Source organism: Methylophilus sp. (assembly GCF_052437885.1).
In the GTDB taxonomy this organism is placed as follows: domain Bacteria; phylum Pseudomonadota; class Gammaproteobacteria; order Burkholderiales; family Methylophilaceae; genus Methylophilus.
In genome coordinates, this window is record NZ_JBQVPB010000013.1 from 1 (window position 1) to 25,151 (window position 25,151).

A 25,151-nucleotide genomic window follows, 5' to 3' on the forward strand; every position below is an offset into this window, starting at 1 on the left:
AAGCAGCAACAAGACCCGGCAGTGGAGATCTATGCCGATGAGCATGCCGAATATGGCATCGTGGCCAAGGTGCTGGCGGCGATACAGCGGGCCGGTATCAGCAAATTCAGTTTTGTCATGTCGCCGGAAGCAGGCAGATAAACGTATGACCAGCCTGGTGTTTATGCATGATGAAAGCCACGCCAAGGTCTGGCGTGCGCTAGGGCTGTCTATCGGTCTGCATTTATTGGTGGTCGCCGTTTACCCTGCGCTGAGCCATCTCACGCTGCCGCAATTGCCAGACAAGCTGGAGATCGAATTCTTTACCGTGAAAGCGCCGCCGCCGCCAGCCAGTGCGCAACAGCTGCCAGTGCAGGAAACCCAGGCCGCAGAGCCACAGCAAGTCACTAAACCGCAGACCATAGCCCCAACACCCAAGCCAGTGTTGGCTGCACCTGCGAGCAGTGAGGCCGATTACCGCGTGCCGGAACAGGTGCAAGCGCGGTCTGAACCGGCAAAGGTAGAGCCAGCCGCCCCGGCGGCGCCTGCCACAACCGCAACAGCAAATACTGAAAGCGCCAGCCATGCCGCCAGTGAATCTAAAGACAGCAAGTCTGCAGCATCGACCAGCCAGCAGGTGGCGAGTGAATCAGATGAGCTCACCGCTGGTGACCAGGATGCCTGGGGTGATTATGGCGAACAGCTGCGCGCACTGGTGAACAAAAGCAAGCAATACCCGACCATTGCCATTCGGCGGCACCTGGAAGGCGATGTCATGATAGTGGCACAGTTTATCCGTGGCGAGCTGGACCATGTCTCGCTGATGGATAGCAGCAAACATGTGCCGCTAGATGATGAAGCAGTGCGTATGGTCAAGAAAGCCATAGGCCAGTTAGGCGTGAAAGAGAGCCTGAAAAAGAAAACCTTCAAGATCACTATCCCGGTATCTTTTAGATTGGAATAACAACTAAAACAGTGTCTTGCAGCAAGGCGTTATCGAAGAAGCCTTTTCCCGAGTACAACACGATAATGCCTGCCTCCTAGCCCCTGCGCTTGCCTCGCTTTCCTCCGGCAGGTGCAGGGGATTTTTTTATTGATGCAAGCGGCTCTGACGGGAAAAGTTCTGTATAGATGGTTTTGCAAAATAAGTACGGTGCACTGTCATAAGAAAGGCAAACTAGCGCAGTGCTTACAAGCATAATTCCAGTGATCGCTTAAGTACAAACTGCATTGCACCAGGCGCGCCTGAGGACTGCTTCAGTTTGAACTGGCACTTTGTTCCTGATTGATTTTTATAACTGCTTGCTAATGACTTCGCGCAGCCAGTCCATAAAGATCCGTACCCGTTTCGAAAGGTTTCTTCGATGCGGAAACAATATGGAAACCGGCATGGTGGGGGCAGTGAACGTTGGCAGTATCTCCACCAGATCGCCGCTTTTTAGCAACTCGTGCGCGCCGAACCTTGGTGCTTGCATGATGCCTAGCCCGGCGGCGCAGGCGGCTCGATAGGCGTCGGTGTTGTTGACGCAGATGCGGCTTTGCATTTTGTAGCTTTGCGTTTGGCCGTTGGTGCTGTATTCAAAAGCATCGAATCGATTATTCATGCTGGTCTGGTAGTGGATCAGGTAGTGGTGGTGCAAGTCTTCAATGCTGCGTGGTTCACCATATTCGGCCAGATAGGCCGGGCTGGCAAAATTGGTTTGCTGCATCTCGCCTATCTTGCGCATGATCATGCCTGACTCTTCGACGTTGCCGGTCCTGACTACGCAATCATAGCCTTCGCTGATCAGATCCACTTTGCGGTCTTCGCTGCTGATATCGATTGAAAGGTTAGGGTAGCGTCGCAGAAACGCCGGCAAGGCGGGAATCACCAGGTGACGTGCCATCGGGTGCGACATGTTGACGCGGATGACGCCGGCAATCTGCTTGTCATCACTGATAAACAGCGTTTCCAGCTCTTCGATCTCGCTGAGTACGTCTTTGCTTTTTTCATAGAATAATTGTCCGTCTGGTGTCAGTTGTACTTTGCGTGTGGTGCGGTGAAACAGCTGGGTTTGCAATCTGGTTTCCAGTTGCTGTATGGCCAGCGACACGCTGGCTTTGGGCAGGTTCAGGCTTTCAGCCGCTTTAGTAAAGCTGGCTAATTCTGCCACGCGTATAAAACGCTTAAGGGTCTCGTTGCTATCCATGATTGGCTTATTGTTCGTTTAATTTGAACAGTATAATCAATTTAACTGTATTTATCTTGGTTGATAATAACAATAAACTGCATCTACTTTAAATCACAACAGGAGATTGAACATGACTGCAAAAATCGGACTGATCACAGGTGCAAGCCGGGGGCTGGGTAAAAATACGGCGCTGGCGATGGCGCGGCATGGCATAGATGTGGTGCTGACTTACCAGAGCAATCAGGCCCTGGCGCAGGAGGTGGTGAGCGAAATTGAGGGGCTGGGCCAAAAAGCAGTGGCTTTGCAGCTGGATGTAGCCAAGGTAAACACCTTTGCTACTTTTTCTGAAAACCTGAAGCAGGCATTGCATGCAAAGTGGCAGACGGAAAAGTTTGATTTCCTGATCAATAATGCCGGTACCGGGCTCACAGCGCCATTTGCGGAAACGACTGAGCAAATATTTGACGATATGGTGAATATTCACCTGAAATCTACGTTCTTCGTGACACAAAAATTAGTGCCATTGATGAATGATGGTGGTCGCATCATCAATATCTCCAGTGGGCTGGCACGTTTTACTTTGCCTGGCTACAGTGCCTATGCGGCCATGAAAGGCGGTATTGAGGTATTGACGCGCTATATGGCCAAAGAGCTGGGCGCAAGGCAGATCGCGGTGAACACGGTGGCCCCGGGTGCGATAGAAACCGATTTTGGCCAGGGCCTGGTGCGTGACAACAAGGACGTGAATGCCTTTATTGCCTCACAAACCGCATTGGGACGTGTCGGGGTGCCGGATGATATAGGCCCCATGATCACCAGCCTGTTGTCTGAAGATAACCGTTGGGTGAATGCGCAACGTATCGAGGCGTCAGGCGGCATGCTGATTTAATAAACCGCTCAATAAAAAACAGGCAATGTGTTTGCCTGTTTTTTATTGCTGAGCCTTGCTGGTTGAAACAAGTTTTTAATCGCCAGCCCTGAGCACAGTAATCAGGGGCGAGCTTTAAATGCATGTGATCATTTGTTTTGCAGAAGGGTGAACTGCGTCTTGTAATCTTCCACCCAATGTTGGGCATGCAAGCGTTGTTTGGCTGTCGAATTTGCATGCAGGCTGGCGATGGTTGCACACGTTTGTTGCGTTATTTTATCGATATGCGCCTGGTAAGCCGGATTCGGGCTGTGTTGCATACGCTCAAATCCTGCGCGCACCAGTTGTGACTTTTCTTCGTTTGACGCAGCAGGGTTTTGTATGGCTTTTAAAATATTCAAGGCATCTTCGTCGCGCCGCAGGATCTCTGCATAGATCAAAGCCGGGTCACTATTGCTGGCAATGCTTTGTTTTAAAATGTTGATTTGTTTTTCGTTTAAATCGCCATATAGCTTTTCCGCATAGTCTCTGGATTTTTCCAGTCTCACCTCTTGCTGTTCTGCTGTGGTTTCCTGCCACCATTCCTCTTTCCATTCCTGATTGCGTTTTTCCAGTTTTTTCTGAAAATGCTGCAATTGCTTATCGCTCAGGGTAGGGCCCAGATCAACAATGATAGGGATGAATCTTGTTTGCAGCGCTTGCGCATTGGCTTTGATAGCTTCCATACGCTGGCAGACCGTTTCTGGATTTACCTCATGGCTTAAATCGGCATTTATCTCATTCAGCAACGCTGCATAACGCGGTAACTCGTTTTGTCTGTGCCATGCATGCAGATCCTGCAACGCTGGTTTGAGTTTGGCTTTTTGCGTTTCGCTGAAATTAAAGTAATCATCCAAACGCCATGCAATCAGTACAGGCGCGTTGTTGTAAGCGGTTTTCACCAGGCTACAACTCAGGGTAGACAAAGCCAGCACCAGGATAAAAAGGGTTTTGATTATTCGCATGACTCTACGACCCGAACTGAAATGTTAAGTTTGCGCTAGCGTCACTTTATCACTTAGTTTGCATTGTCTGCCAGCGCGGAGCTTGTCCATGCAGGTTGGATTTGCTTAACGCTGATAGCCAGGTGGTGGCGGTGGCGGGGGGTAGTAGGTCGACCTCGCCGGAGGTGTGCCTGTGGTACTGCGAGTGACTGTCGTTTGTGTCGCACTGGTCGTTGTTGCAGTGGCGCCCTGAGTATACGTTTTTGCCATGCTGGCTGGCACCGGGATCTTATGTCCGGCCGCATACATGCATTGCAGGTAGGCGTTGTCATATTTGTGCTGGGCATTATCGCCGCTGCTGGCTGCGGTGTCGGCGCCTATCGCACCGCCCGATAAGGCACCGACACCTGCCCCTATGGCTGCGCCTTCGCCACCACCCGCTGCGGCGCCCAGGGCGGCACCGATCACAGTGCCGACCGCAGTCGTTGCTGCCAGGCTTTGATTGTATTGCTGGTTGACGCTTTTAGAACCGATTTGGCCCAGTGCAAAATCACGGCAGGATAAATCATCCGCCCGGAACAAGTTGAAATCTTTGCCGGTGCCTGGCAAGGCCATGTTGCTGGGGCCGGTGGGGGTGGTCGCGCAGCCAGCCAACGCCAGCGCTACACCTATGCAGGCTATTCGTGTGCAGGTAATGTGTGTCAGTGTCTTCATCGGCTGATCCTATCTGCCGGAAGAGGCGGGCGGCGGGGTAGGGGTGACTTGTTTCCAGCCGGCGGCGCACTCTTTCACATACGGGTAGTAAGCATCGGATTGCTCACAATAGTACCAGTAGCCCTGCGCGTTGTTATTGCCTGCAGTGGCTGCCGGTGCTGATGGTGTTGCTGGCGGTAAGGATGTGTCAGGTGTGCTGGTCACCCCGCTGCCTTGTTCAATATACACCTGCGGTTGTGGCGGTTGCGTGACTTGAGGTTGCGTGACGATGACTTGCGGCGGGCCGTAAGCGTAGGGGTAAGGGTAATAGGGGTAACCGTAGGAGTAAGCGAGCGGTGGCGGCCCGTAAAAGGGGAACGGGCTGCCGACGTAGACACCCACACCGCCGCGCCAGCCGCCCCTATGGCCTGGCGGGTGAGCCTGCGCCAAATTGCTGAACAGCACCAGGCTGAGCAGCAAGCCAGTTAAAACACCAAATTTCGTTTTCATCAGGGCTCTCCCATAAGCACAACGGTCTACAGACTACTGTTAATGATTCAGTCCTCAATATGACTGCAATATAGTGAAATTTATTCATTGCCAGGGGCTGCATTTTGTATCGGATTGTATCTGGGCACTGGCTTGAAAAGTCTGACATCAGGCTGTTTCACAGGCAGTCACGGCATGCTAAATCGCAAGATTTACATAAAAAACCACGCTGGAGCCTATCTTTTTTAGACTGCTTTTAGTAACTTGTCAGAATCTGCAAGGAAATTGCCTGATTCTGGAAAGCTTTACGATGCAATCTCAAACTCAATCCATTCAGCAAATCAATTTAGCTTACGACAGTCACCAGGACCGGCTATTGCTGAAAGCCGCGGTGAGTAATGACCAGGAGATCCGCGTCTGGATCACTTACCGTATCGCGCGCCAGATATTCACGGTATTGAACCGCGAAGCGCATCTGCCGGTGAGCGCCGCTGGCCTGGGTTCTGCCGCATTGCTGGACAATACGCAGTCACCCGCCGAAGCCACGCGCCAGTTTGAGCAGGAAGCCGAGGCGGTGCAGGATCTGGAAGCGCTGGATTTTGAAACGGCCTACCAGCAACGGCCATCCTCTATCAGTGAGCAGGAATTGTTAGCAGTTGAGACCCGTTTTGTGTCTATCAATGACCAGTTAAACAATATGCAACTGGCATGCGCGGGCGGCATGAATGTCAATATGGGCCTGAATAAAGAGCTGGTACTGGCGATCAGCCGCATGCTGTTGATCGCCAGCAAAGACGCCGGCTGGGTGTTGGCAGCAGCAGAGAAGGAGCCAGAAGCGGTTTCCAGCATCGTCATGCAGGTGCCTGCAGAAAAGCAGGTGTTGCACTGATGGATCAGACTTACTTGGGGGACAGCGGTATCCGCGTCTCCAGAATCGCCCTCGGCACCATGACCTATGGCGACCAGAACACGCAACAGGATGCTGACAATCAGCTGGATTTTGCCCTGGCGCAAGGGATCAATTTTATTGATACCGCAGAAATGTATCCGGTGCCGCCTAAAGCGGAAACCGTCACCCGTACTGAAACCATACTCGGGCACTGGATCAAAAAACAGCCGCGTGACAAGTTCGTGCTGGCGAGCAAGATCGCCGGCCCACGACGCGGCATGCACTGGATACGCGGTGGTCCCAGCGGACTGGACAGAACGAATATCCGCCAGGCCGTGCATGACAGCCTGCAACGCCTGCAGACCGATTATCTGGATGTGCTTTACCTGCATTGGCCGGAGCGCAATGTGCCCATGTTCGGCCAATACCAGTTCGACCCTAACGCCGAGCTTGATGATGCCGGGCAGACTATCGCCTGGGTGCCTATACAGGCGCAACTGCAGGCGCTGGATGAACTGATCAAAGAAGGCAAGATACGCGCTATCGGGCTCAGCAACGAGCAGCCGTGGGGCCTGATGGAGTTTTTGCGCATTGCACGCGAGCAAGGCCTGCCGCGCGTTTCCGTGTTGCAAAACTGTTATAACCTGATGAACCGCGGCCTGGAGTTCGGCATGGCCGAAGTGCTCTATCGCGAACGTATCAGCCTGGCCGCCTACTCTCCACTGGCGTTTGGCCATCTCAGCGGTAAATACATCAAAGATCCAGCCGCACCTGGCCGGGTGACGCTGTTCACCGGCTACGCGCAACGCTATAAAAAACCTGGCGTACCTGCCGCCTCGGCCGCCTATGCCGAGCTGGCACGGGCGCATGGCCTGACCCCGGTGCAGCTGGCGCTCAGTTTCGTCTACCACCGCTGGTTTATGGGCAGCACCATCATAGGCGCGACCAATATGACCCAGCTGCAAGAAAACATCGCTGCCTATACCGTGCATTTAAGTGAAGAAGTACTGGCTGCCATTGAACAACTGCACCTGACCATGATGAACCCTGCGCCGTAAACGCAGGCATCTTGAAGATCCGGCCACTCGAAAGCCAGGCATCTTGATAATCAGGCAACTTGATAACCAGGACGTCGAAGTAAACATCAACTCAGCCAGCTGCAAGTCAACGAATTGAATAGTAAGGGAATACCTATGATCAAGATTTACGGGCGCGGCCTGATGCTGGTGGCTTTGCTGTCAGCCGCCAATGTGCAAGCCGCCACAGGCAACGAATTGCAAGCCGCATTGCACACCTGCCAGACAGAATTCATCGATGATGCCAGCCGCCGGCTGGTGTGTTTTGACCAGGTAGCCGAGCAGTATGCTTCTACCAAGGCGGCGGCACCTGTGCTTTCACCCAAGCAGGAGAATCTGGTTAAATCGGTGGATGCCAAGACCACCTATCTGGCACGCAAGTGGCATCTGAATCCGCAGGATGAGCTACATTTTACTGACCTGGAAACACATCAGCTGAATTACATCGTCGGCGCTTACTCGACCAACCCGAATAATGTGCCGGTCTCACCTTCAAGACCCAACACGCAAGATCGCGACTTAAGCAATAGCGACCTGCATTTCCAGATCAGCCTGAAAACCCAGTTGATGAATCTTTCTGACTGGCTGCCGGAAAATCAATGGATACACAGTGCACGTTTATGGGGTGCCTATACACAGCAATCCTTCTGGCAGGTGTTTGATGGTGCCCAGTCACGACCCATGCGCGATCACAATTACTCACCTGAGCTGATCCTGTCCATGGGCTTGAACAAACCGGGTGAGCCCAAGCAATCGGCGGTCATGCCTGACATGCTGAATCTGGGGGTGGTGCATGAGTCAAACGGGCGTTCCGAGCCACTCTCGCGCAGCTGGAGCCGTATTTACCTGCAAGGGGGCTGGCAGTTGAATGAGCGATACAGCCTGCTGGTCAGGCCGTGGTGGCGTATCCCTGAGAGTAAATCCGAGGACGATAACCCTAATATCAGCAAATACATGGGCTATGGCGATATGGTTTTGCGCTGGGATAATGAAGCGCAGAATACCGCCGCCAGCATGACATTGAGAAACAACCTGCGTAGTGATAATAAAGGCTATGTGAAGTTTGATGTGCATTACAAGCCATTAAAGAGTGAAAGCGTGAAGCTCTACGCCATGCTGGCCACTGGCTATGGTGTTTCGCTGCTGGATTATAATCAGGCTCAAACCATGTTTGGCATAGGCTTTGCCATAGGCGAATAAAGCGATCTGACAGGTTTTTCAATCAAATCACATGCATAATCGCTGGATGATACTGATGACCACCTGTATTCCCCAGCCTGCCGTGCACGCTATTTAGCCATGCGTTTTATACCCCAGCCATTGCGACGATTACTGGCCTCAGAGCAGGCTGGCAGCGCTTTGTTGATAGCGGCCACCTGTCTGGCGCTTATCATCGCCAATAGCGGTTTTGCCGCACATTACCATGCGCTCTGGCAAACACACGTCCTGGGCTTGAGTCTGGGCGAGTGGGTCAATGACGGCCTGATGGCGATCTTCTTTTTGCTGATAGGCCTGGAGCTCAAACGCGAGCTTTACGTCGGCGAGTTATCCACGCGCAATAATGCCTTGCTGCCGACGATCGCCGCCATCGGCGGCATGCTGCTGCCGGCGCTGATCTTCTGGCAACTCAACCAGGGCACCGCCTTCCAGGCCGGGGTAGGTATCCCGATGGCGACTGACATCGTTTTTGCCCTGGGCGTATTATCAGTATTAGGTAGCCGCGTGCCGGTTTCGCTCAAAGTGTTCCTGATGGCGTTTGCCGTGATCGATGATTTAGGCGCCGCCATCCTGATCGCCGTTTTTTATACCGATGCCGTGTCATGGTTGCATCTGGCGGCGGCTTTGACCGTGCTGGCCAGCCTGTTCGCACTTAACCGCCTGCAAGTGGTGTCTGTAGTACCCTATGCCCTGGGTGGCGGGCTGATGTGGTGGCTGACCCTGAAGTCAGGCGTGCACCCGACACTGGCGGGCATCGCGCTGGCGTTCGCCATCCCGTTTGCGCGCCAGGGGCACACCTCACTCTCGCACCGGCTGGAACATTTTCTGCAACCACCGGTGGCTATGCTGATTCTGCCGGTCTTTGCTTTCGCCAACACCGGCCTGGCGCTGGCACCTGAAGCGCTGCAGGCTTTGTGCTCGCATAGCAATAGCCTGGGTATTATTGCCGGGCTGTTGATAGGCAAACCCCTGGGCATCACGCTGGCAGTCTGCTGCGCGGTCTGGGCTGGCCTGTGCGTACTGCCGTCACCATTGCGCTGGGCGCATATCCTGGGCGCAGGCATGCTGGGTGGCGTTGGCTTCACCATGTCTATATTTATCGCCAACCTGGCCTTTGCCGGACAGGCAGAATTGATACAGCTGTCCAAAATGGCCATACTCAGTGGTTCACTACTGTCCGGGCTGGCAGGCTGGGCCTGGTTAAGGGCCACACTGGCAGATAAACCAGCTACGTAAAATCATGAGTCATTTTTAGGGATGCTGCGCAAGCCAGCACGGCTGCAGCTGCGTATAGTGAACCCTAACGAGATGCATCAAGGGATGCGCTCCCAAATCCATCTAGGAGAACGATATGTGGACTAAACCAGCTGCTACTGAAATGCGTTTTGGCTTTGAAGTGACTATGTACGTCATGAACAAGTAAGCGATATTTAACTTGCATAACAAACAGCCCGACCTAGTGTCGGGCTGTTTGTTTGTAAAGACTCAGAAACAAAGCACGGCAGCGTTTGGCCGTGGCGGTTGTTTACAAATGGGTCAAACGTTCATGGTCACCCAGACCTATGGGTCTGGCAGCCACGATAGAAGCGGCCATGGCAAATAACCTGACGACTTTACTATGCGGCGCATCCCAGAATTCTGCAGTGTGCGGCACAAACTTTAATAAAGCCAGGTTAGGCGAATCCGGCCCTTGCGGAAACCAGGGTTTGACAAAAGGCGACCATAATTCATGTTTGCGCGCATGGTCGGTGACCAGTTCGCCAGCACCCGACAGCGAAACATAAGTACCATCCGGCTCGCCGCTGAATGCCAGGTTGAGTTGTTGCAAATGCTGCGTTTTTTCCGAACTGCTGTCAGTGAAGAACCACAGATTGCCCTCGTTATCGAGTTCGACCGGCGCCATGGGCTGGCTGATTAAAGCGCCCTCGCTGCTGATAAATGTCAGCATGGCAATATCAATATCTTCAATCAATTCTGCCAGTTTGCGGCGCTCTTCTGTGGTTTGCGTATGCGATTTCATGGTGCTTTTCCTTTTGGTGTGAGTGCCACTCGATCAAGCGGACTTGTTTAAGCAGACTTGGTCAGACAGCGACGGATCAGGTAGTGATCGATTTTTCAACCGACTCGCCGGTGGCGACCAGCGTGTAGTCATCCACATTCAGGTCCGGGTTCTCGGTCTCAAAACGCTCTTTGCCTATCTTGTAACTCTGTTCCATGTCATCGGCGATCACGCTGGATGTCCAGAAGGGTAGGTCTTGTTTGGGTTTGCTTGCGCTGACATAAAATAAGGCCATCACATAATCTCCAGTCATCAATGGTTGTTTTGCATACCCGATAGAACCGGCATGCAGGCATACACTAATCACCATCATATCTAGCCAGCCACTGCCTGGCCGTAGGACATACTATGATTTACGTGTCAGAAAAAGATGATTTTTCTATGGCTGAAAAATGCTGTGGCCGCAGCAAGATATTCCTACAAGGATTTCAGTGATTGTGGCCTAGTGCCTGAACCTGCCGCCCATGCAAAATAGGGTTTTACTCACAACAAAGCTAAGGGAAAACACCATGATTGAAGCACATGAGATTAAACAGGATATGCCGGTACATACCGCCCAGGCCGAGCAGTTTGCGGTGGTTGACCATACGGATGGCCCTGATTCCATCAAACTGAAAAAAGACAAGTCGGGCACCCATCATTACATTCCGGTCAGCTGGGTGATCTCGACTGAAGGCGGCATCGTCAAGATCAACCGCACACTGGATCAGGTGCTGCAGGACTGGAGTGCTGAAACCCTGGCATAAGCGGGCACACAAACAAAAGCCCTGTCTGTGCAGACAGGGCTTTTTTGCAGCTATTAATAATAACTAGTGTACTGATAAATAGTGCATTTGTGACTAGTGCGCTGATAAACAGTGCACTTATGACTAGTGCGCTGATAAACAGTGCACTTATGGCTAGTGCACTGATAAAAAGTGCACTTATGACTAGTGCACTTCTGCCGCTGCACGGGCTGCGTCACGCAGATGTTTCACTTCATCATGATTACGTTTGGCGCCTTCCAGCTGGCGGGTGACCACCATGCGCACATTGATAGGCAGATCTTTTTCTGCCGCTTTGCGGTAGGCATTCAGGGCTACGTCTTCACCACGCTCGGTCTCATTCAGCACCGCGACTGTGTCGTTGCTGGTGAGCGCAGTTTTCAGATCTATCCAGCGTCTGTGCAATGCACCGCCTATGGTGCTGGATTCGGCAGGGTCACCGCCTAATGAGCGTACCAGGCCTTGCAGCTCTTGCGCACTCGAAGCCACTTCGAGTGAACGACGCAGGAAGAACGCTTTCAGTTGCGGGTCATCCACATTTTCGGCCGAGCTGCGGAAACCTTCTTCGCCATCTTTAGATGTTTCAATCAAATCATTCAATGTAGAAATTACATCATCATTATCTGCCATGATCGTTCTCCAAATATAAGTATTGATATAGAAAGCTCAGTATGACTATGGCGTTTAATTCGCTGCATCAGAGGCAGTCGTAAATAGTTGTAGGAATCGCTTTATCGCCTTAATGACTGGCAAGCTGTGGCTTTTTGCTTTCCCGCTTTGCGTTCTCGCGCTGGTGTCTGGCCACTTTGTTGGTTTCTGCCACATCCGGCATATTCAGGGTCATGGTGGGCAAGGCGAAGGCGACATTGTGGGCCCTGAACTCTGTCATCAAGGTCAGGTTGATGCTCTGCTGTATATCCATATACAGATTGAAATCAGTGGTGGTGATGAAATACACCGTCTCAAAATTCAGTGAGCTTTGCCCAAACTCCTTGAAGTGCGAGCGATCGAAACGCGTGTTATCGAATGACGCTATCGCCTTGCGTACAGTGGCGGGTATCAGCGCGATCATCTCTGGTGGCGTGGCGTAATCAACACCGAAGTTAAATACCACCCGGCGCTCTTCCATGCGTTTGTAGTTGTGTATGGTGTTTTTGAGCAACTCGGTGTTACTGCAAATGATCTGCTCACCGCTGATGCTTCTGATACGGGTGGTTTTCAGGCCTACCCGCTCTATGGCACCCGATACATCACCAAAGACAATAAAATCACCCACCTCAAACGGCTTGTCCAGGCCTATCGCCAGTGAGGCGAACAGATCGCCCAGCACATTCTGCACCGCCAGCGCCACGGCAACGCCACCTACGCCCAGGCTAGCGACAAAGGCGGTGATATTGACACCGACATTGGCAAGTATGGTGAGTAACACCACTGACCAGATGGCGACACGGAATATCCAGGAAAGCACGGTGGTGATCACCGGGTTAGCGGCAGGCGACGAGCCATTGACGGCAGTCAGATGTTCGCGGGCCCAGATGCCCACGCCTTTATTCAGCCAGACGGCAATCTGAAAACCGACGGTGATAAACAGCACATGGTTAAGCCGCAACTCCCATTTTTCGGGCAGGTCCAGGAAATGCAGGCCCATCAATATAGCCAGTAGCAGGATAGTAAATTGCTGCGTGCTCTGCATGACTTCAATGACAATGTCATCCAGGCGGGTGGCGGTGTGCTCTGCCATTCTGGATAATTTTTTGATGCTGAATCGCCATAACTGGTAGAGCAGCAGGTAAAGGACGGATGAAATCAGGGCGGCGGATAACCATTCATAGAGCGGGATACCTAACATTGCTTTTGCCGTGAGCCAATCTTCCATCTGTAAAACTCCTTTATCTATGATAGTTAAAGAGATTCTAGGCAGTCCCTGACTGGCAGGCTGTAGGAATCAACTGATTTGGCTGTCAGTGTCGGTGGTCGAACCAGACGCAAAGCTGTGAGCGTTACCCCAACCGCCAGCTAGGTGATTGAATCAACGTTGCTGTGTGTGGGAATCAGCTGTCAGAAAAAATCTGTATTTTCCTACACTCAAATCAGACGCAGTCTTGTGGTGGCTTTTTGGCAAGCCGCCATAATAGCGTTAACAGTTTGCCAGTTTAATCTTCTCTGCGTGGATCAGGTGTTGATCCCTGATTTGCAAACGTTTTGAGAGGATCAGCCTGGCAGGCAAAAATCTTTTTATAGTAGTTAGGAGCACATCATGAACCTTATCCGATTATTTGATTACGTGACGCCGAAAGCCACCGAGAAAAAGGCCAGGGCAGAAAAGCCGGGCGTGACACAGTTGCTATTATTTTATGTGCTGCCGTTGTCGCTGATCCCGTGCATCATGATGTATTTGAGGTTGCATCATAATTATCCACGGCAATTCATGGATACCTTGCCCGGCAACCGCTTATTGATGATTTGTGCCGAATTATTCGTGTTGCAGATCGCCGTTATTCTGGCGATGGCCTGGATCACCCAGAACCTGGCTGAAATGGTGGATAAGAAACCCAGCTTCCGTGATTCATTATTGATCATTGCCATCGCTACTACACCGCTATGGCTGACCTCAGTGTTTTATGTGGTACCCAGCCTGAGCTTTAATGTGGTTGTGCATGGCATCGCCATTCTGGCATCGATCGCACTGGTTTACCGTGGCGTAAAATACATATTCTCTATCCGTGAGCGCGGTGCGATCTCAACTCTGACCCTGGCCATAGTCTGTACCGCCGGTCTGGGTTTTGCCGTGGTCATGGTAGGCTCGCTGATCTCATGGGAAGCCATAGAACAGATGCAGTTTGCGATCAAGAAGTCTTGATCAGTAGTCTTTAATCAAAGAGTCACTTCAAGCATCTGTCCCCTGACCAATATCAGGGGGCAGATTTTTTTTGACTTTCGCCTATGAAACTTTAGCCTGTGAGATACAAACTGAAGCCAGGTCTCAAATCAATGAGCCTGGCCTGGGGATAAAGCCTGGGGAGTGATCAGCTGATCAAATGATGATCTAGCGCATAATGGATCAGCGAAGCATTGTTACGCATATTCATTTTCTTGAGTATCTTGGAGCGGAACACACTCACCGAGCCAGGGGCGATAGATAACTCTTCTGCCACCGAATTCACCGGCTGGCCCTTGATCAGCTTGAAAAATACCTGCAGCTCTCGCAACGACAAACGCTCATGCAACATGGGGTAGAGGCGTTCGTCTAGTTTCTCGTGCGTGGAGACCAGATAGGACAGTCCACGGGCGACCGATTTGATCGCCGGCACCACCTGTGCGCTGGTGGCGGTATAAGACAGGTAACCTTTGCAGCCCAGGCGGGTAAAGTTGGCCATGCGGTCCACCTGATCACTGCCATTGATGATGAGGATAGGCAAGGCCGGGTATGCCTGTTTCAGGTCGCAAAAGGTTTCCAGCCCGTTCTTTTCCGGCGATGACACATCCAAAATCACGACGTCGAATTTCTGTGCGCGTATCTTAGCTATCGCCTCACTCACATCGCTGACTTCTTCAACCAGGTGCATGGCACTATCGGCATTGATCAGATCCTTCAATGCGGTGTGGCTCAACTCATTTCCGTACAGCAGTAATATATTTTTCATCTCTTGTTCATCTCCATTAATGTGAAGGAGAGTCAGCAAAACTTCTCAAACTAGAATTCTGTATGAATGGCTGGACTGCCTTTAAATACTTTTCTATGGCTCAGCTACTAGCCTCTAATCGCTGCTGCAACAGGCACAACATGCTCTGTTCAGCCGCAGTTAATTCGGTTTCGTTATAGTTTGCATCCTGCACCGGCTGGCTGAACTCCGCACCAGCCAGGTAGCACTCCAGTATCCACGGATGCACATAACTGTTACGGCAGATGGCCGGTGTGTTGCCCAATTTAGAGGCGGCCACACAAATGGCCGCCACGATATTCTTTTTTGCTTCGGTGACGCTGCTGTATGGTTCCAGCTCACTGAGCGCCATCAGGGTATGCAAACTGCCAAACCAGGTACGAAAATCCTTGGCAGTAAAGTCACCGTTGGTGATCTGCTGCAAATACTCATTCACCTCTGCCGAACCTATGGCATGGCGCTCGCCTTGCGCATCTACATACTGAAACAGCGTCTGGCCAGGCAACTCGCGCATATTGCGTATCAAACGCGCCAGCCGGCGGTCACGCAGGCTCAGGCTGTGTTCCACCCCGCTTTTACCGCGGAAATGAAACTGTATCTCGCTGCCTTGTATCTCTACATGCCGATTGCGCAAAGTGGTCAGGCCGAACGACTTGTTGGTCTTAGCGTACTCATCATTGCCTATGCGTATCAGCGTGTTTTCCAGCAGGTAGATCAGCATGGCCAACACTTTTTCTTTGCCCAGGCCTGGCGATGCCAGGTCGCGCGCGATATGGCTGCGTATGCCAGGCAACTGCAGGCCAAAATCTATCATGTGTTCATACTTCTTTGCTTCGCGCTGTCTGCGCCATTCAGCATGGTAAAGGTATTGCTTGCGGCCTTTGGCATCGCGGCCAGTGGCTTGCAGATGGCCGTTGGCGCGCGTGCATATCCACACGGCCTCCCAGGCGGGTGGAATGCGCAGGGCGACGATGCGGTCTAGGTCTTTTTCTGTTCTTAATACCTGGCCATGCTGGTCCAGATACCTGAATTTCCCTCTATAGGCCTGGCGGCTGTAGCCGGGCGCATCGTCTTGCATATAACGCAGTTTTTCCGGCAGGTTTGCCGCTGCCTCAGCCGCTGGCAATGCCGGTTTTTTTAACAGAGTAGACGCCATGATCATTGCTTAACAAGTCTGGGGGCCGCGCCGCATAAGTTTTTAGCGGGCGGCGCGGCCAGGCCTTACTTGCTTGCCGCTTTCTTGCTGCTTTTCACATTCCAGATCACATTGCCTACATCGTCTGCTACCAGCAGGTGACCACGTTTATCCACCAGCACGCCTACCGGACGGCCTTGCGCTTCGCCATCCACATTGAGGAACTCGGTCAGCACATCGATAGGCTTGCCTGCCGGTTTGCCACTCTCAAACGGCACAAAGATCACTTTGTAGCCGCTGTAAGGGATACGGTTCCACGAGCCATGCTGGCCAACAAACATGCCGTTCCTGAATTCGTCGGGCAAATTATTGCCTTTGGCCGGAGTTAATCCCAATGAAGCGGTATGTGAGCCCAGCGCATAATCCGGCTTGATAGCCTTGGCCACCAGTTCAGGGTTTTGCGGCTGGATGCGCTTATCTACGTGCTGGCCGTAATAGCTGTAGGGCCAGCCGTAAAAGCCACCTTGTGATACCGAGGTCATATAGTCAGGGACCAGGTCGCTGCCTATCTCGTCACGTTCGTTGACTACCACCCATAAAGCGCCACTGTCGGGCTCCCAGGCCATGCCGTTGGGGTTGCGCAGGCCGGAAGCAAAGATGCTGTGCTGGCCGGAGGCCGCATCCACTTCCCAGATCGCTGCACGCTCTTTTTCAGTTTCCATACCGTTTTCGCCTACATTGCTGTTCGAGCCGACGGTGACATAAATCTTGCTGCCATCTTTGTTAGGCAGGATGTTTTTAGTCCAGTGGTGGTTACGTTCTGCCGGCAAGTCTGTCACTTTCACGCCTGGGGCGGTGATCTGCGTCTGGCCTTGCTGATAGGGGAATTTAACCAGGGCATCGGCATTGGCGACATAAAAAGTATCACCCACCAGTGCCATGCCAAAAGGAGAATTAAGGTTTTCAAGGAATACATGCTTGAGGTCGGCTACGCCATCGCCGTCTATATCGCGCAACAGGGTGATGCGGTTAAAACTTTCAGCCCCGGCACCGCCGTCTTTCATGAATAGGCCGGCGATCCAGCCTTTCAGGTCAAAGCCTTCGCTTTTCTCGTGGTGATTGGTTTCTGCCACCAGGATATCGCCGTTCGGTAACTCGTACAGCCAGCGCGGGTGTTGCAGGTCGGTGGCAAATGCCACGACATTGGTGCCTGGCGCTGAAGTCGGTTTTTTGCCTTCGGACCAGCCTACGGCTTTGGCGACGTGCACGGTAGGTATCAGCCCGGTCTGATAAGAAGACAGATCCGGCTCCGGGCCAAAGCCCGCTGCTTCCGGCAGCTTGGCCGGTTGCGAGCAGCCTGCCAGGGTCAGCAACAACAGTGGCGTAGTAATCAAAGCCGGGCGGATGAAAAATGGTGGGTTATTGGTTTGCATGCGATTTACTCCTAAGCGGTAATGGGTACGGTCGCCTTAACGGCGCACGGCAAGAATTTGATGGATACCAGTCACGCCTTGTTCAAACTGAATCGCGCTAGCGGTCATATACAGGCGCCAGATACGGTAAGTCCTCTCACCGAAGCTGGCGGCCACTTCCTGATGGCGCTGTTCAAGTTTGCTGACCCAGCGCCGCAATGTCAATGCATGATGCCGCCGTAGCGCTTCCACATCAAACACTTCCAGGCTGGCGGATTGCATCTGCTGCCGGATATGTGGCAGTGAGCTCAACTCGCCATCCGGGAACACCTGCCGGTTGATAAAGCGGGTAGCTAGTTCATGCTGACGGCCCGGGCTCTCAGTGGTGACCTCATGGTCGAGAAACAGGCCGCCTGGCTTGAGCACTGCATGCACTTTGGCCAGGTAGGCAGGCAGATTGTGCTCGCCTGTCTGGCTGGCCAGGCCTATGCTGACCACCTTGTCGTAGCGCGGTGTATCGGGCAAATCACGATAATGGCACAGCGTGACTGTCACTAATTTCTCCAGCCCCTGTTTCTGCACCTCCGCCACGGCGTGGGCATGCTGCTGCGGGTGCTGCGTGATGCAATGTACAAACACCCCGTAATGTCTGGCTGCCCAGCATGCCAGCCCACCCCAGCCGCCGCCAATGTCTAGTAGCGTGTCGCCATGTTGCAGATGCAGTTTCAGGCAAATGAGGTCCAGCTGGTTATGCTGGGCCTGGGCAAGGTCTTGCTTAGCATCACAGAAATAGGCGCAGGAATGCAGCATCTTGTCGTCTAGCCACAAGCTGTAAAAGTCATTCGGGGCCGCGTAATCCAGTGAGTTGGCGTAGGCCGGCTGGTTCTGGTGAATAGTGGCTAGCTGTGCTGTATCAGGCGCACGCTGGCTCTCGGCCAGCGTCAGTGCCCTGTATACCAGCCCCAGTTTCTCGGTCAGCGGTAACGACAGGGATTCAAAGTAATAGCGCAATTGCATGGCGGCATCAAAGTCACCCAGGATCTGCACTTCACCAGAAAAATAGGCTTCTGCCAGGCGGGCAGGGTCGTTGAACAATACCATGTCGCGCAATACCGAAGCCTGTTCAAGGCACAGGGTGAACGCAGGCGTGTCTTTGCCTATATACAGCATGCTGCCGTTCCACAAGCGCACGGCAAACGAAAGCGGATAGTGCTGAAACAAACGGTTAAGGATAAAACGCGATTTGCTGGTGTCGTCATTCTCCGCCAGCCCTGGTGTAGCCTGATCTGGCTGGGTTGGCGTAGCAAACGCCTGCATCTGCCAGTCATGCTCGAACTGCAAGGCGTGATTGAGATTACTGCTCATGTGACGATCTCCGGCGATTGATTTTAATGCTGAGGTATGAGGTTGTGAGTGTAGAAATTCGGCGCTTTTTTCAACATAGGGCAGTCACTGATTGTGCTGTCAGACAGGTCTGACAGCGGCGCATTTACTGGCGAACCCGCCAGAATCATCTGCTAGACAGACTGATCACTGCATTGCGAGTACCTGATGACACACCTGAGAATGGGCCCATTCCTACACACAAATCAGTTTTGGCCTATGTCTGTCCTTGGCGGCTGCTTCTAGTATGGGTGTCTGCCTATATTTTCCTCTACAAGCTAAGGAGCAGTTGATGCGTAAATTAACCCTGATGATGGTTTTAATGTGTTCAATGACGACTTCTGTTTTGATGAACACAGCCTGGTCTGCAGAAAAAGTGAAACCTGCGAATAAACCGCCGGTGAATAATGCCGTACCACCCTGTGATGATTCGCCTAATTCTAAAAAGCCTTCCTGCAATATTGATTCTGACAGTGTCAATGTGCCGCCAAAAATGCCGCATGAGCGCGGTGTGATCGTGCCGCCGGAAGTGCCGGCCGAAGGTTTGCCTAACCGCGAGAAACAAGCGCCACAGGCACCGGCTCACGAGTTGCCTGACTCACACGATAATCATCTGAAGAACTAGTCAGCCAGCATTCTTTCTCCCTGCATGCGCCAGGCGGTGCCGGAACACGGGCCGGCCTGGATGCATGCAGCTAATTTTTTAGACCACCACTATCCCAGGAGTCACTCTATGCAAGAAACCAAACAAAAACTTAATCCCCCGCAGCATCAGGAGACACAGCCAGGGTCAGAGGATGAAATGGTGCCGACGCCGATTTATATAGATGCGCAATATAAAGGCAGCGAGAAATTGCAGGACAAGGTCGCCATCATTACTGGTGGCGATAGCGGCATTGGTCGGGCAGTGGCCGTGCACTATGCCGCTGAAGGTGCCGATGTGGCTATTATTTATCTTGAAGAGCATGAAGATGCGCAAAAAACCAAACGCCTGGTAGAAGATTATGGGCGTAAATGCCTGTTACTGCCGGGTGATGTTTCTGACGAAAGATTCTGCCAGAAGTCGGTGGAGGACACCCTCAAGCAGTTTGGCAAGCTGGATATCGTGGTCAATAATGCCGCCCAGCAATTCCCGCAACCCAGCATACTCGATATCACCCAGCGGCAGCTGGAGCATACTTTCCGCACCAATATCTTTGCCATGTTCTACCTGGTCAAAGCTGCCTTGCCGCATTTGCCGGAGAAAAGCCATATCATCAACACCACCTCTGTCACTGCCTACCGTGGCAGCCCGGAGTTGCTGGATTATTCGTCGACTAAAGGCGCGGTCGTTTCTTTCACCCGCTCACTTTCCAAGCAACTGGTAGAAAAAGACATTTATGTGAATGCAGTCGCCCCCGGGCCGGTGTGGACACCATTGATCCCTGCCACTTTCGATGAAAAGAAAGTCAGCGAATTCGGTAACCAGGTGCCATTGAAAAGACCAGGCCAGCCCAGTGAGATCGCTCCGGCCTATGTGTTCCTCGCCAGCCAGGATTCGTCGTTTATGACCGGCCAGGTGATACACCCGAACGGCGGCGAAGTAGTGAATGGTTAGCGATGGCCACGCCTTGCATTAGCGATTCTGACAACAGAATGCGTCATTGGATGATAACTACAGTTGTCACAGCCACCTAAGATAGATCAGGGTTATTTTTAAAATGAAGGATTCAGGCCTTTCTTAACCCTGTGGCTGAATCTTATTATATTTAGGAGATATATCATGGCAAATCCACAAGATAATCAAGTAGGTCAAGATCAGAAGAATCAGGGCCAGCAGAACCAGACCCAACCGGGCCAGGGCCAGCCAGGCCAGGATCAGAAAGATCAGCGCCAGCAGAACCAGAGTCAGCCTGGTCAAGGTCAGCCAGGTCAGGACCAGAAACAGCAGGGCCAGCAGCAACAAGGCCAGCAGGGTCAGAATCAGCAAGGTCAGGGCCAGGCCAAGCAGGGTCAGCAGCAGCAAGGGCTGAATGCAGGCACTGAGCAGCTGGACCCGGCGCAAAAGCAACAGAATACTGGCAGGGACCAGGCGCCAGGCAGCCAGCCTCTGCCCGGTGTGAATGAACAGCATGGTGGTGAAGGCAATCGCAGAAGTTGATCTATGCGCAGCCTGAGTCTAAAAAACCTGGAGTGATCCAGGTTTTTTTATATCTGTGTCTTTGCTTAAGGTCTCATCGGAGCAGTTGAAGATAAATACATGATTGCGACCAGTCACCGCCAATACCGCCAGGGCGCTAGTAATAGATTCTGACAGCATATTAGGCGCTTTCACGATAAAGCCTGCGCCTAAACACTTTTATCATGGACTCACGTTACTTCATTTTCTAAACGAAACATTTCAGGTCATTCAGGTAACGGCTTGGCCGAATAATATTCCGAAGGAGATTTAACAATGGCAAATTTACAAAACAACAAGAATCAACAGCAGGACAAATCTGGTTCGCAAATCAAGGATTCGCAATCCAAGGCCCAGCAACAACAGCATGCGCAGCAGGGCAACAAGCAGCAGGCGCCTGGTAGCCAGCAAGGCAAATCCCAGCAACAGAGTAACAAGCAGCAAGGTTAACTAGCTGAGGATGAAAAACCTGGAGCGATCCAGGTTTTTTTACGCCTGTCGCTCACCTTTCAACCTGCCTGGCGTGTGTTTTTCATTTCCGGCTGTCCGAATCGTCCTACATGAGATTCCGCGTTTGTTACATGGGCGAGCCTTGGGGTTTTATTCATAATCGACCGCACATGCTTTAAAAGCATATAGCGATTAGAAGAACACTATTTACCAAGGAGATATAAAGATGAATACCAAATTAGGACTAGGCATGTTGATATTGGTGACAGGTCTGACGGCCTGTAACAAGAATGAGTCCGGCTCAGGGGAAGGCGCTGCGGCCAGCGCCAGTGGCCCGGCGATTAAGTTTGTGAAAACACAGGATGGTTCAGCACTGGAGATCAAGCCTGAGCTGTTTGATACCCCGGAAGCCAAAGAATTTCTCGCCACCGGCAAAAACCCCTATGTGGGCAAAGACGATGCGATCAAAGCCGGTAAGAAGATCTTTCAGCTTTATTCATGTACCCAGTGCCACGGCCCTGAAGCTGGTGGCCAGGTCGGCCCGGCATTGACTGGCCCTAATTATAACTACGCCAAGGATGCGACCAATAAAGGCATGTTTGAAACGGTGTGGAATGGTACTAACGGCGGCATGGGCGCCAAAGGTAAAGGCCTGATGGACCCTTCAGACCCGAATAATGGTATCTCGCCTGACGAGTTGTTGAAGGTGATCGCCTGGGTGCGCAGCCATGGCAGCCTGACTGGTAATGAAGATAGCTAGGCTGCAAAAACGGGCTTGTCATTATCCTACAGCACATTCGTGGGCATGCTTACATACAACAAATTCCCGCATAAGTAGTATGGATATCACTGCCCTATAAAGGGCGATTCAAAACAAATATGAGGAGAATACGATGAATAAATTGCTCACAGTTTTATTAGCTAGCGTATTGATCAGTCCTGCCACTGCGGTCTTCGCAGCAGATGCCCCTAGTGATGTCCCGCCGGCGCACCAGCAGAAAAAAGAGCTGCCTGACACCACTAAGAGTGGTGATTACCTGCAAGACCAGCCGGACAATAACAGCGGTAGCAATGCCAACCAGGGCTCTGGTAACAAGCAATCCAAGCCCGGCAATATCGAAAAAAGCAAACGCTTTCACGAGAAACCTGCTGACGGCGGTACCGGCGGCGGCAGTCAGCAGAGTAAGTAAGCTGCTGTAGGCCTTGCGCTGCTCATGCCCTATCCTTAATCAGGCAAGAGTAGTGCAAGGCCTTTTGTACTTTTAATCACGGTGTGTTAACTGGGAGATGAATCATGACCGAGCAAAATCTTAAATTGTTGATGCAACTGTGCAAGCAATGCGCAGATGCCTGTGAAAACTGTGCCATTGCTTGCGAGAGCGAGGCCAACCCCATGATGAGGTCCTGCATTGAACATGATATGGACTGTGCAGATTTTTGCCGTCTGACCGCTTCATTCGTGGCGCGCGGCAGTGACTTTGTTGAACTGGTCTGCCAGGATTGTGCCGAGATCTGTACCGCCTGCGCGGAAGAGTGTGAGAAACATGATTCTACGCACTGTCGCCAGTGTGCCGAAGCCTGTAGACGTTGTGCTGAAGAATGCCTGAAAGTGGGCGTAGCCGCTTATGCCTGATACTGTTCAACGCCGGATAGGCGCGTGCTTTCGCCTGTCCAGCGTTGTTCCCTGTCTGTCAGCTTGGTCCGTAAGATCAGCTGCGATTTATCCCCAAATACCTCAGCCTGTGCCGCAGGCTCACCTCACTTGTTCCCGTTTAGCTCTGCTGCATATTCAGCGTTGATCTGAATAATATGAATTCTGCCGGGCGCACTGGCGCCAGGCCGACTTCCAGCAGCATGCGCTCTGCCAGGATATCCTGAGCAGTCATGGATTTACCCAAACCTATATTGACGAAAAACGCCTCTTTCGGCTGGCTGCCCAGCAGGGCTCCTTGCCGCCAGAGCGAGAGTAAAAAGCTTTCAACCATGGCAGTGGCCCTGGCCCAGGTATTGGCATCGTTAGGTTCAAACACAAGGCCCTGCAGGCTGAGTGCGATAGAAGCTTGCACCATGCCAAACAGGCGGCGCACGTTGACATAACGCCATTCGTTATCATTGCCCGCCAGTGTTCTCGCGCCCCACACCAGGCTGCCTTTGCCGCTGAATGCGCGAATGATATTGATAGATTTTCCGCCAGGGTGCAGGTTGTAATCCTGCTGATCCTCATCTGTCAAAATGATCGCCGGACTCACCACCTCCTGCAACGCCACATTGGCCGGCGCTTTCCAGACGCCTCTCTCCCTGTCTACCTGGGCATACACGCCGGCAACGGCGCCGCTGGGTGGCAGCGTATTCAGCGCCAGGCTGGCGCTGTCGACCCAGCGGCGGAACACATCATAATGCAGGTATAAGTCGTGATTCAGCGCGCGTGCGGTCGTCTCTGTGCTGAGTCGCACTTCGCTGAACCAGGCAGCTGCCTGGCGAAGAATGTCTGTCAGCGCCAGCTGCGCGACCTGTGCGCGTGCAAGATCAGTGCTGGCATTGGCGTAATCCGCTGTCACATCTGGCAACGGGGTCAAGGCCAGGATAGCTGCCTGATCTTTAAGCCCGAGCAGGGTGCAGGCGGCCGCCTCATCCAGCAGTGCCATCCCCGTGTGTGTCAGCAGGGTGTGATGATGCGCGACTAACAGGCGCAGGCAGGCAGACATGCGGCTATGCGCCTGGCTGTTGATGGTGGCGGAAAATTTGATTAGCGCAGTGTCCTGGCAATCTGTGACCACGCCGGCAAGCACATCCATCAGTGTCAGCAACCACAGGCTTTGCGCGCGTAGCGGCGCCTGGTAATCAGGGGTGCCGGTAGTGTTAGACGCAGCCAGGTCAGGCGCCAGATCGGCAGCGGCCTGTTCCAGTGACTCGGCATGCTGCAGCAGGCGCGCTTGCCCGCTGCGCAGCAGTTTGCACACCTGTTCGGCCAGGCTCAGGTCTGCCACTTTGCTTTTGATCTGCGCATCCGCGGTCAACTCCGTGAGCAGGGCAGCAGCAGCCAGGGTCACGCGACTATCCTCATTGCTGTCTGCAGATGGCTGACGCGTGAGTGTCAGGTCGCCCAGCCGCGCTTCACTGGTCAAGGTAGTGCGCAGCCACGGCCCATAAGCGGCAGCGTATCTGAGGTGCTGAGAGCCTATATTGCTCCTGAAATAGTCCACCTCTTGCGCAAAAGCCGCGCGCTCAAGCTGGCAGCGCAAATCGCATATCGTCATGCGGTTGAGCACCTGTGCACATTGCGCCAGTGCCGCGGTATACAGTGCTATGCCGTGATCCTCCACATGTACGGCGTCGGGGATGACAATCATGGTAGCCGCTGGCTCATGTTGAAGGCTATCCAGCCCCTGCGCCAGCGCTGCCTGTGAGATCTCGCTGCCGTAATCGCCGACTGACACGATCACACATGTGCTGCCGCCATTGCTGAAAAACAGGCGCAGGCTGTTGTACAGATAAAACGGCTGGCATGCCGCAGCAGCGATGATGTTATTGTCACTATCCAGACTGATGGCGACCTCAGGCGCGGGTGCTGCGCCAAAATAACGTTCATATTCTGCCAGGCTATTGAGGTGAACCGGGGTCAGTGTCAGCGGTGCGCCATCGCGCCAGGCTTTTTCTGTATAACCTATGAATGCCGGCACGGCAGTGGCAACTGCTGAGACAGAAGGTGGAAGCTGGGTGACTTCCTCAATATAGACGCCTGGGGTTTTGTATTGGGTCATC

At 52.7% G+C, this 25,151-nt stretch carries 30 protein-coding genes; 17 read left to right on the forward strand and 13 right to left on the reverse strand.

Annotation, left to right across the window (positions count from 1 at the left end):
• The coding region (locus tag ACT6RZ_RS12480) for an ExbD/TolR family protein (RefSeq protein WP_444700774.1) at positions 1-141 on the forward strand (141 nt) is incomplete at its 5' end.
• A 4-nt stretch (positions 142-145) separates the two neighbouring features.
• On the forward strand, positions 146-943 hold the full coding sequence (locus tag ACT6RZ_RS12485) for a TonB family protein (RefSeq protein ID WP_444702429.1): 798 nt from the start codon (positions 146-148) through the stop codon (positions 941-943).
• Between the two features lie 328 nt (positions 944-1,271).
• Here the strand turns inward: ACT6RZ_RS12485 and ACT6RZ_RS12490 are convergent, their stop codons facing one another.
• Positions 1,272-2,168, reverse strand: a complete 897-nt coding sequence (locus ACT6RZ_RS12490; RefSeq protein ID WP_444702430.1) for a LysR family transcriptional regulator — start codon at positions 2,166-2,168, stop codon at positions 1,272-1,274.
• Positions 2,169-2,280: 112 nt separating this feature from the next.
• Between ACT6RZ_RS12490 and ACT6RZ_RS12495 the strand changes: the two genes are divergently transcribed.
• On the forward strand, positions 2,281-3,039 hold the full coding sequence (locus ACT6RZ_RS12495) for an SDR family oxidoreductase (RefSeq protein ID WP_444702431.1): 759 nt from the start codon (positions 2,281-2,283) through the stop codon (positions 3,037-3,039).
• A 128-nt stretch (positions 3,040-3,167) separates the two neighbouring features.
• On the opposite strand, the gene ACT6RZ_RS12500 is transcribed toward ACT6RZ_RS12495, so the two are convergent.
• The 3 genes from ACT6RZ_RS12500 to ACT6RZ_RS12510 form a co-directional block, all read right to left on the reverse strand.
• Complete coding sequence (locus ACT6RZ_RS12500) at positions 3,168-4,022, reverse strand: DUF6279 family lipoprotein (protein WP_444702432.1); 855 nt, start codon at positions 4,020-4,022, stop codon at positions 3,168-3,170.
• Positions 4,023-4,127: 105 nt separating this feature from the next.
• Positions 4,128-4,715 carry a YMGG-like glycine zipper-containing protein gene (locus ACT6RZ_RS12505; protein WP_444702433.1) on the reverse strand — a complete coding sequence of 196 codons (588 nt, stop codon included), beginning with the start codon at positions 4,713-4,715 and terminating at the stop codon, positions 4,128-4,130.
• Between the two features lie 9 nt (positions 4,716-4,724).
• Entirely contained in the window at positions 4,725-5,204 is a 480-nt protein-coding gene (locus tag ACT6RZ_RS12510; protein WP_444702434.1) for a hypothetical protein, read from the reverse strand.
• Positions 5,205-5,493: 289 nt separating this feature from the next.
• Between ACT6RZ_RS12510 and ACT6RZ_RS12515 the strand changes: the two genes are divergently transcribed.
• From ACT6RZ_RS12515 to pqqA, 5 genes are all read left to right on the forward strand, one after another.
• The gene (locus tag ACT6RZ_RS12515; protein WP_444702435.1) at positions 5,494-6,072 is read left to right on the forward strand and encodes a hypothetical protein; all 579 of its coding nucleotides are present in this window, start codon (positions 5,494-5,496) and stop codon (positions 6,070-6,072) included.
• Positions 6,072-7,130: an aldo/keto reductase gene (locus tag ACT6RZ_RS12520; RefSeq protein WP_444702436.1), complete on the forward strand. Its 1,059-nt coding sequence runs from the start codon at positions 6,072-6,074 to the stop codon at positions 7,128-7,130. Before ACT6RZ_RS12515 ends, ACT6RZ_RS12520 begins: the two co-directional genes overlap by 1 nt.
• A 135-nt stretch (positions 7,131-7,265) precedes the next feature.
• On the forward strand, positions 7,266-8,348 hold the full coding sequence (locus ACT6RZ_RS12525) for a phospholipase A (RefSeq protein ID WP_444702437.1): 1,083 nt from the start codon (positions 7,266-7,268) through the stop codon (positions 8,346-8,348).
• A 99-nt stretch (positions 8,349-8,447) separates the two neighbouring features.
• On the forward strand, positions 8,448-9,602 hold the full coding sequence (gene nhaA, locus ACT6RZ_RS12530; protein ID WP_444702438.1) for a Na+/H+ antiporter NhaA: 1,155 nt from the start codon (positions 8,448-8,450) through the stop codon (positions 9,600-9,602).
• Between the two features lie 115 nt (positions 9,603-9,717).
• On the forward strand, positions 9,718-9,789 hold the full coding sequence (gene pqqA / locus ACT6RZ_RS12535; RefSeq protein WP_081624291.1) for a pyrroloquinoline quinone precursor peptide PqqA: 72 nt from the start codon (positions 9,718-9,720) through the stop codon (positions 9,787-9,789).
• A 102-nt stretch (positions 9,790-9,891) separates the two neighbouring features.
• Here the strand turns inward: pqqA and ACT6RZ_RS12540 are convergent, their stop codons facing one another.
• Both ACT6RZ_RS12540 and ACT6RZ_RS12545 read right to left on the reverse strand, forming a co-directional pair.
• On the reverse strand, positions 9,892-10,386 hold the full coding sequence (locus ACT6RZ_RS12540) for a pyridoxamine 5'-phosphate oxidase family protein (RefSeq protein WP_444702439.1): 495 nt from the start codon (positions 10,384-10,386) through the stop codon (positions 9,892-9,894).
• 76 nt (positions 10,387-10,462) lie between these two features.
• Positions 10,463-10,738, reverse strand: a complete 276-nt coding sequence (locus ACT6RZ_RS12545; RefSeq protein ID WP_444702440.1) for a hypothetical protein — start codon at positions 10,736-10,738, stop codon at positions 10,463-10,465.
• Between the two features lie 196 nt (positions 10,739-10,934).
• Between ACT6RZ_RS12545 and ACT6RZ_RS12550 the strand changes: the two genes are divergently transcribed.
• Positions 10,935-11,171: a DUF2171 domain-containing protein gene (locus ACT6RZ_RS12550; RefSeq protein WP_444702441.1), complete on the forward strand. Its 237-nt coding sequence runs from the start codon at positions 10,935-10,937 to the stop codon at positions 11,169-11,171.
• Between the two features lie 183 nt (positions 11,172-11,354).
• On the opposite strand, the gene ACT6RZ_RS12555 is transcribed toward ACT6RZ_RS12550, so the two are convergent.
• Both ACT6RZ_RS12555 and ACT6RZ_RS12560 read right to left on the reverse strand, forming a co-directional pair.
• Positions 11,355-11,819, reverse strand: coding sequence for a PA2169 family four-helix-bundle protein (locus ACT6RZ_RS12555; protein ID WP_444702442.1), 465 nt, complete (start codon positions 11,817-11,819; stop codon positions 11,355-11,357).
• 109 nt (positions 11,820-11,928) lie between these two features.
• Entirely contained in the window at positions 11,929-13,065 is a 1,137-nt protein-coding gene (locus ACT6RZ_RS12560) for a mechanosensitive ion channel family protein (RefSeq protein WP_444702443.1), read from the reverse strand.
• Positions 13,066-13,446: 381 nt separating this feature from the next.
• Here ACT6RZ_RS12560 and ACT6RZ_RS12565 point away from each other — a divergent pair, with 381 nt between their 5' ends.
• The gene (locus tag ACT6RZ_RS12565) at positions 13,447-14,049 is read left to right on the forward strand and encodes a Yip1 family protein (protein ID WP_444702444.1); all 603 of its coding nucleotides are present in this window, start codon (positions 13,447-13,449) and stop codon (positions 14,047-14,049) included.
• Positions 14,050-14,215: 166 nt separating this feature from the next.
• Here ACT6RZ_RS12565 and ACT6RZ_RS12570 read toward each other — a convergent pair whose 3' ends face one another.
• The 4 genes from ACT6RZ_RS12570 to ACT6RZ_RS12585 form a co-directional block, all read right to left on the reverse strand.
• Positions 14,216-14,833 carry a response regulator gene (locus tag ACT6RZ_RS12570; RefSeq protein WP_444702445.1) on the reverse strand — a complete coding sequence of 206 codons (618 nt, stop codon included), beginning with the start codon at positions 14,831-14,833 and terminating at the stop codon, positions 14,216-14,218.
• 100 nt (positions 14,834-14,933) lie between these two features.
• Complete coding sequence (locus ACT6RZ_RS12575; RefSeq protein WP_444702446.1) at positions 14,934-16,007, reverse strand: DNA topoisomerase IB; 1,074 nt, start codon at positions 16,005-16,007, stop codon at positions 14,934-14,936.
• Between the two features lie 65 nt (positions 16,008-16,072).
• On the reverse strand, positions 16,073-17,419 hold the full coding sequence (locus ACT6RZ_RS12580) for a PQQ-dependent sugar dehydrogenase (protein ID WP_444702447.1): 1,347 nt from the start codon (positions 17,417-17,419) through the stop codon (positions 16,073-16,075).
• A gap of 36 nt (positions 17,420-17,455) precedes the next feature.
• On the reverse strand, positions 17,456-18,763 hold the full coding sequence (locus ACT6RZ_RS12585; protein WP_444702448.1) for a class I SAM-dependent methyltransferase: 1,308 nt from the start codon (positions 18,761-18,763) through the stop codon (positions 17,456-17,458).
• Between the two features lie 310 nt (positions 18,764-19,073).
• On the opposite strand from ACT6RZ_RS12585, the gene ACT6RZ_RS12590 reads away from it, so the two are divergent.
• The 7 genes from ACT6RZ_RS12590 (at position 19,074) to ACT6RZ_RS12620 (ending at position 23,022) form a co-directional block, all read left to right on the forward strand.
• Positions 19,074-19,406 (forward strand): hypothetical protein, encoded by a 333-nt coding sequence (locus ACT6RZ_RS12590; RefSeq protein ID WP_444702449.1) that lies wholly within the window; start codon positions 19,074-19,076, stop codon positions 19,404-19,406.
• Between the two features lie 108 nt (positions 19,407-19,514).
• A complete protein-coding gene (locus ACT6RZ_RS12595; protein ID WP_444702450.1) occupies positions 19,515-20,378 on the forward strand; it encodes an SDR family oxidoreductase in 864 nt (287 codons plus the stop codon).
• Between the two features lie 165 nt (positions 20,379-20,543).
• Positions 20,544-20,921 (forward strand): hypothetical protein, encoded by a 378-nt coding sequence (locus ACT6RZ_RS12600; RefSeq protein ID WP_444702451.1) that lies wholly within the window; start codon positions 20,544-20,546, stop codon positions 20,919-20,921.
• A gap of 294 nt (positions 20,922-21,215) precedes the next feature.
• Entirely contained in the window at positions 21,216-21,389 is a 174-nt protein-coding gene (locus ACT6RZ_RS12605) for a hypothetical protein (protein WP_444702452.1), read from the forward strand.
• 226 nt (positions 21,390-21,615) lie between these two features.
• On the forward strand, positions 21,616-22,149 hold the full coding sequence (locus tag ACT6RZ_RS12610) for a c-type cytochrome (RefSeq protein ID WP_444702453.1): 534 nt from the start codon (positions 21,616-21,618) through the stop codon (positions 22,147-22,149).
• Between the two features lie 133 nt (positions 22,150-22,282).
• Positions 22,283-22,579, forward strand: a complete 297-nt coding sequence (locus tag ACT6RZ_RS12615) for a hypothetical protein (RefSeq protein WP_444702454.1) — start codon at positions 22,283-22,285, stop codon at positions 22,577-22,579.
• Positions 22,580-22,683: 104 nt separating this feature from the next.
• The gene (locus ACT6RZ_RS12620) at positions 22,684-23,022 is read left to right on the forward strand and encodes a four-helix bundle copper-binding protein (protein ID WP_444702455.1); all 339 of its coding nucleotides are present in this window, start codon (positions 22,684-22,686) and stop codon (positions 23,020-23,022) included.
• Positions 23,023-23,161: 139 nt separating this feature from the next.
• Here ACT6RZ_RS12620 and ACT6RZ_RS12625 read toward each other — a convergent pair whose 3' ends face one another.
• Positions 23,162-25,150, reverse strand: a complete 1,989-nt coding sequence (locus tag ACT6RZ_RS12625; RefSeq protein WP_444702456.1) for a phage tail sheath C-terminal domain-containing protein — start codon at positions 25,148-25,150, stop codon at positions 23,162-23,164.
• Position 25,151 lies beyond the last annotated feature (1 nt).

Bases quoted from the DNA above. Each gene is read 5' to 3' on its own strand.
- ACT6RZ_RS12485 (WP_444702429.1), top strand. From the start codon at position 146: ATGACCAGCCTGGTGTTTATGCATGATGAAAGCCACGCCAAGGTCTGG.
- ACT6RZ_RS12490 (WP_444702430.1), bottom strand. From the start codon at position 2,168: ATGGATAGCAACGAGACCCTTAAGCGTTTTATACGCGTGGCAGAATTA.
- ACT6RZ_RS12495 (WP_444702431.1), top strand. From the start codon at position 2,281: ATGACTGCAAAAATCGGACTGATCACAGGTGCAAGCCGGGGGCTGGGT.
- ACT6RZ_RS12500 (WP_444702432.1), bottom strand. From the start codon at position 4,022: ATGCGAATAATCAAAACCCTTTTTATCCTGGTGCTGGCTTTGTCTACC.
- ACT6RZ_RS12505 (WP_444702433.1), bottom strand. From the start codon at position 4,715: ATGAAGACACTGACACACATTACCTGCACACGAATAGCCTGCATAGGT.
- ACT6RZ_RS12510 (WP_444702434.1), bottom strand. From the start codon at position 5,204: ATGAAAACGAAATTTGGTGTTTTAACTGGCTTGCTGCTCAGCCTGGTG.
- ACT6RZ_RS12515 (WP_444702435.1), top strand. From the start codon at position 5,494: ATGCAATCTCAAACTCAATCCATTCAGCAAATCAATTTAGCTTACGAC.
- ACT6RZ_RS12520 (WP_444702436.1), top strand. From the start codon at position 6,072: ATGGATCAGACTTACTTGGGGGACAGCGGTATCCGCGTCTCCAGAATC.
- ACT6RZ_RS12525 (WP_444702437.1), top strand. From the start codon at position 7,266: ATGATCAAGATTTACGGGCGCGGCCTGATGCTGGTGGCTTTGCTGTCA.
- nhaA (WP_444702438.1), top strand. From the start codon at position 8,448: ATGCGTTTTATACCCCAGCCATTGCGACGATTACTGGCCTCAGAGCAG.
- ACT6RZ_RS12540 (WP_444702439.1), bottom strand. From the start codon at position 10,386: ATGAAATCGCATACGCAAACCACAGAAGAGCGCCGCAAACTGGCAGAA.
- ACT6RZ_RS12545 (WP_444702440.1), bottom strand. From the start codon at position 10,738: ATGATGGTGATTAGTGTATGCCTGCATGCCGGTTCTATCGGGTATGCA.
- ACT6RZ_RS12550 (WP_444702441.1), top strand. From the start codon at position 10,935: ATGATTGAAGCACATGAGATTAAACAGGATATGCCGGTACATACCGCC.
- ACT6RZ_RS12555 (WP_444702442.1), bottom strand. From the start codon at position 11,819: ATGGCAGATAATGATGATGTAATTTCTACATTGAATGATTTGATTGAA.
- ACT6RZ_RS12560 (WP_444702443.1), bottom strand. From the start codon at position 13,065: ATGGAAGATTGGCTCACGGCAAAAGCAATGTTAGGTATCCCGCTCTAT.
- ACT6RZ_RS12565 (WP_444702444.1), top strand. From the start codon at position 13,447: ATGAACCTTATCCGATTATTTGATTACGTGACGCCGAAAGCCACCGAG.
- ACT6RZ_RS12570 (WP_444702445.1), bottom strand. From the start codon at position 14,833: ATGAAAAATATATTACTGCTGTACGGAAATGAGTTGAGCCACACCGCA.
- ACT6RZ_RS12575 (WP_444702446.1), bottom strand. From the start codon at position 16,007: ATGGCGTCTACTCTGTTAAAAAAACCGGCATTGCCAGCGGCTGAGGCA.
- ACT6RZ_RS12580 (WP_444702447.1), bottom strand. From the start codon at position 17,419: ATGCAAACCAATAACCCACCATTTTTCATCCGCCCGGCTTTGATTACT.
- ACT6RZ_RS12585 (WP_444702448.1), bottom strand. From the start codon at position 18,763: ATGAGCAGTAATCTCAATCACGCCTTGCAGTTCGAGCATGACTGGCAG.
- ACT6RZ_RS12590 (WP_444702449.1), top strand. From the start codon at position 19,074: ATGCGTAAATTAACCCTGATGATGGTTTTAATGTGTTCAATGACGACT.
- ACT6RZ_RS12595 (WP_444702450.1), top strand. From the start codon at position 19,515: ATGCAAGAAACCAAACAAAAACTTAATCCCCCGCAGCATCAGGAGACA.
- ACT6RZ_RS12600 (WP_444702451.1), top strand. From the start codon at position 20,544: ATGGCAAATCCACAAGATAATCAAGTAGGTCAAGATCAGAAGAATCAG.
- ACT6RZ_RS12605 (WP_444702452.1), top strand. From the start codon at position 21,216: ATGGCAAATTTACAAAACAACAAGAATCAACAGCAGGACAAATCTGGT.
- ACT6RZ_RS12610 (WP_444702453.1), top strand. From the start codon at position 21,616: ATGAATACCAAATTAGGACTAGGCATGTTGATATTGGTGACAGGTCTG.
- ACT6RZ_RS12615 (WP_444702454.1), top strand. From the start codon at position 22,283: ATGAATAAATTGCTCACAGTTTTATTAGCTAGCGTATTGATCAGTCCT.
- ACT6RZ_RS12620 (WP_444702455.1), top strand. From the start codon at position 22,684: ATGACCGAGCAAAATCTTAAATTGTTGATGCAACTGTGCAAGCAATGC.
- ACT6RZ_RS12625 (WP_444702456.1), bottom strand. From the start codon at position 25,150: ATGACCCAATACAAAACCCCAGGCGTCTATATTGAGGAAGTCACCCAG.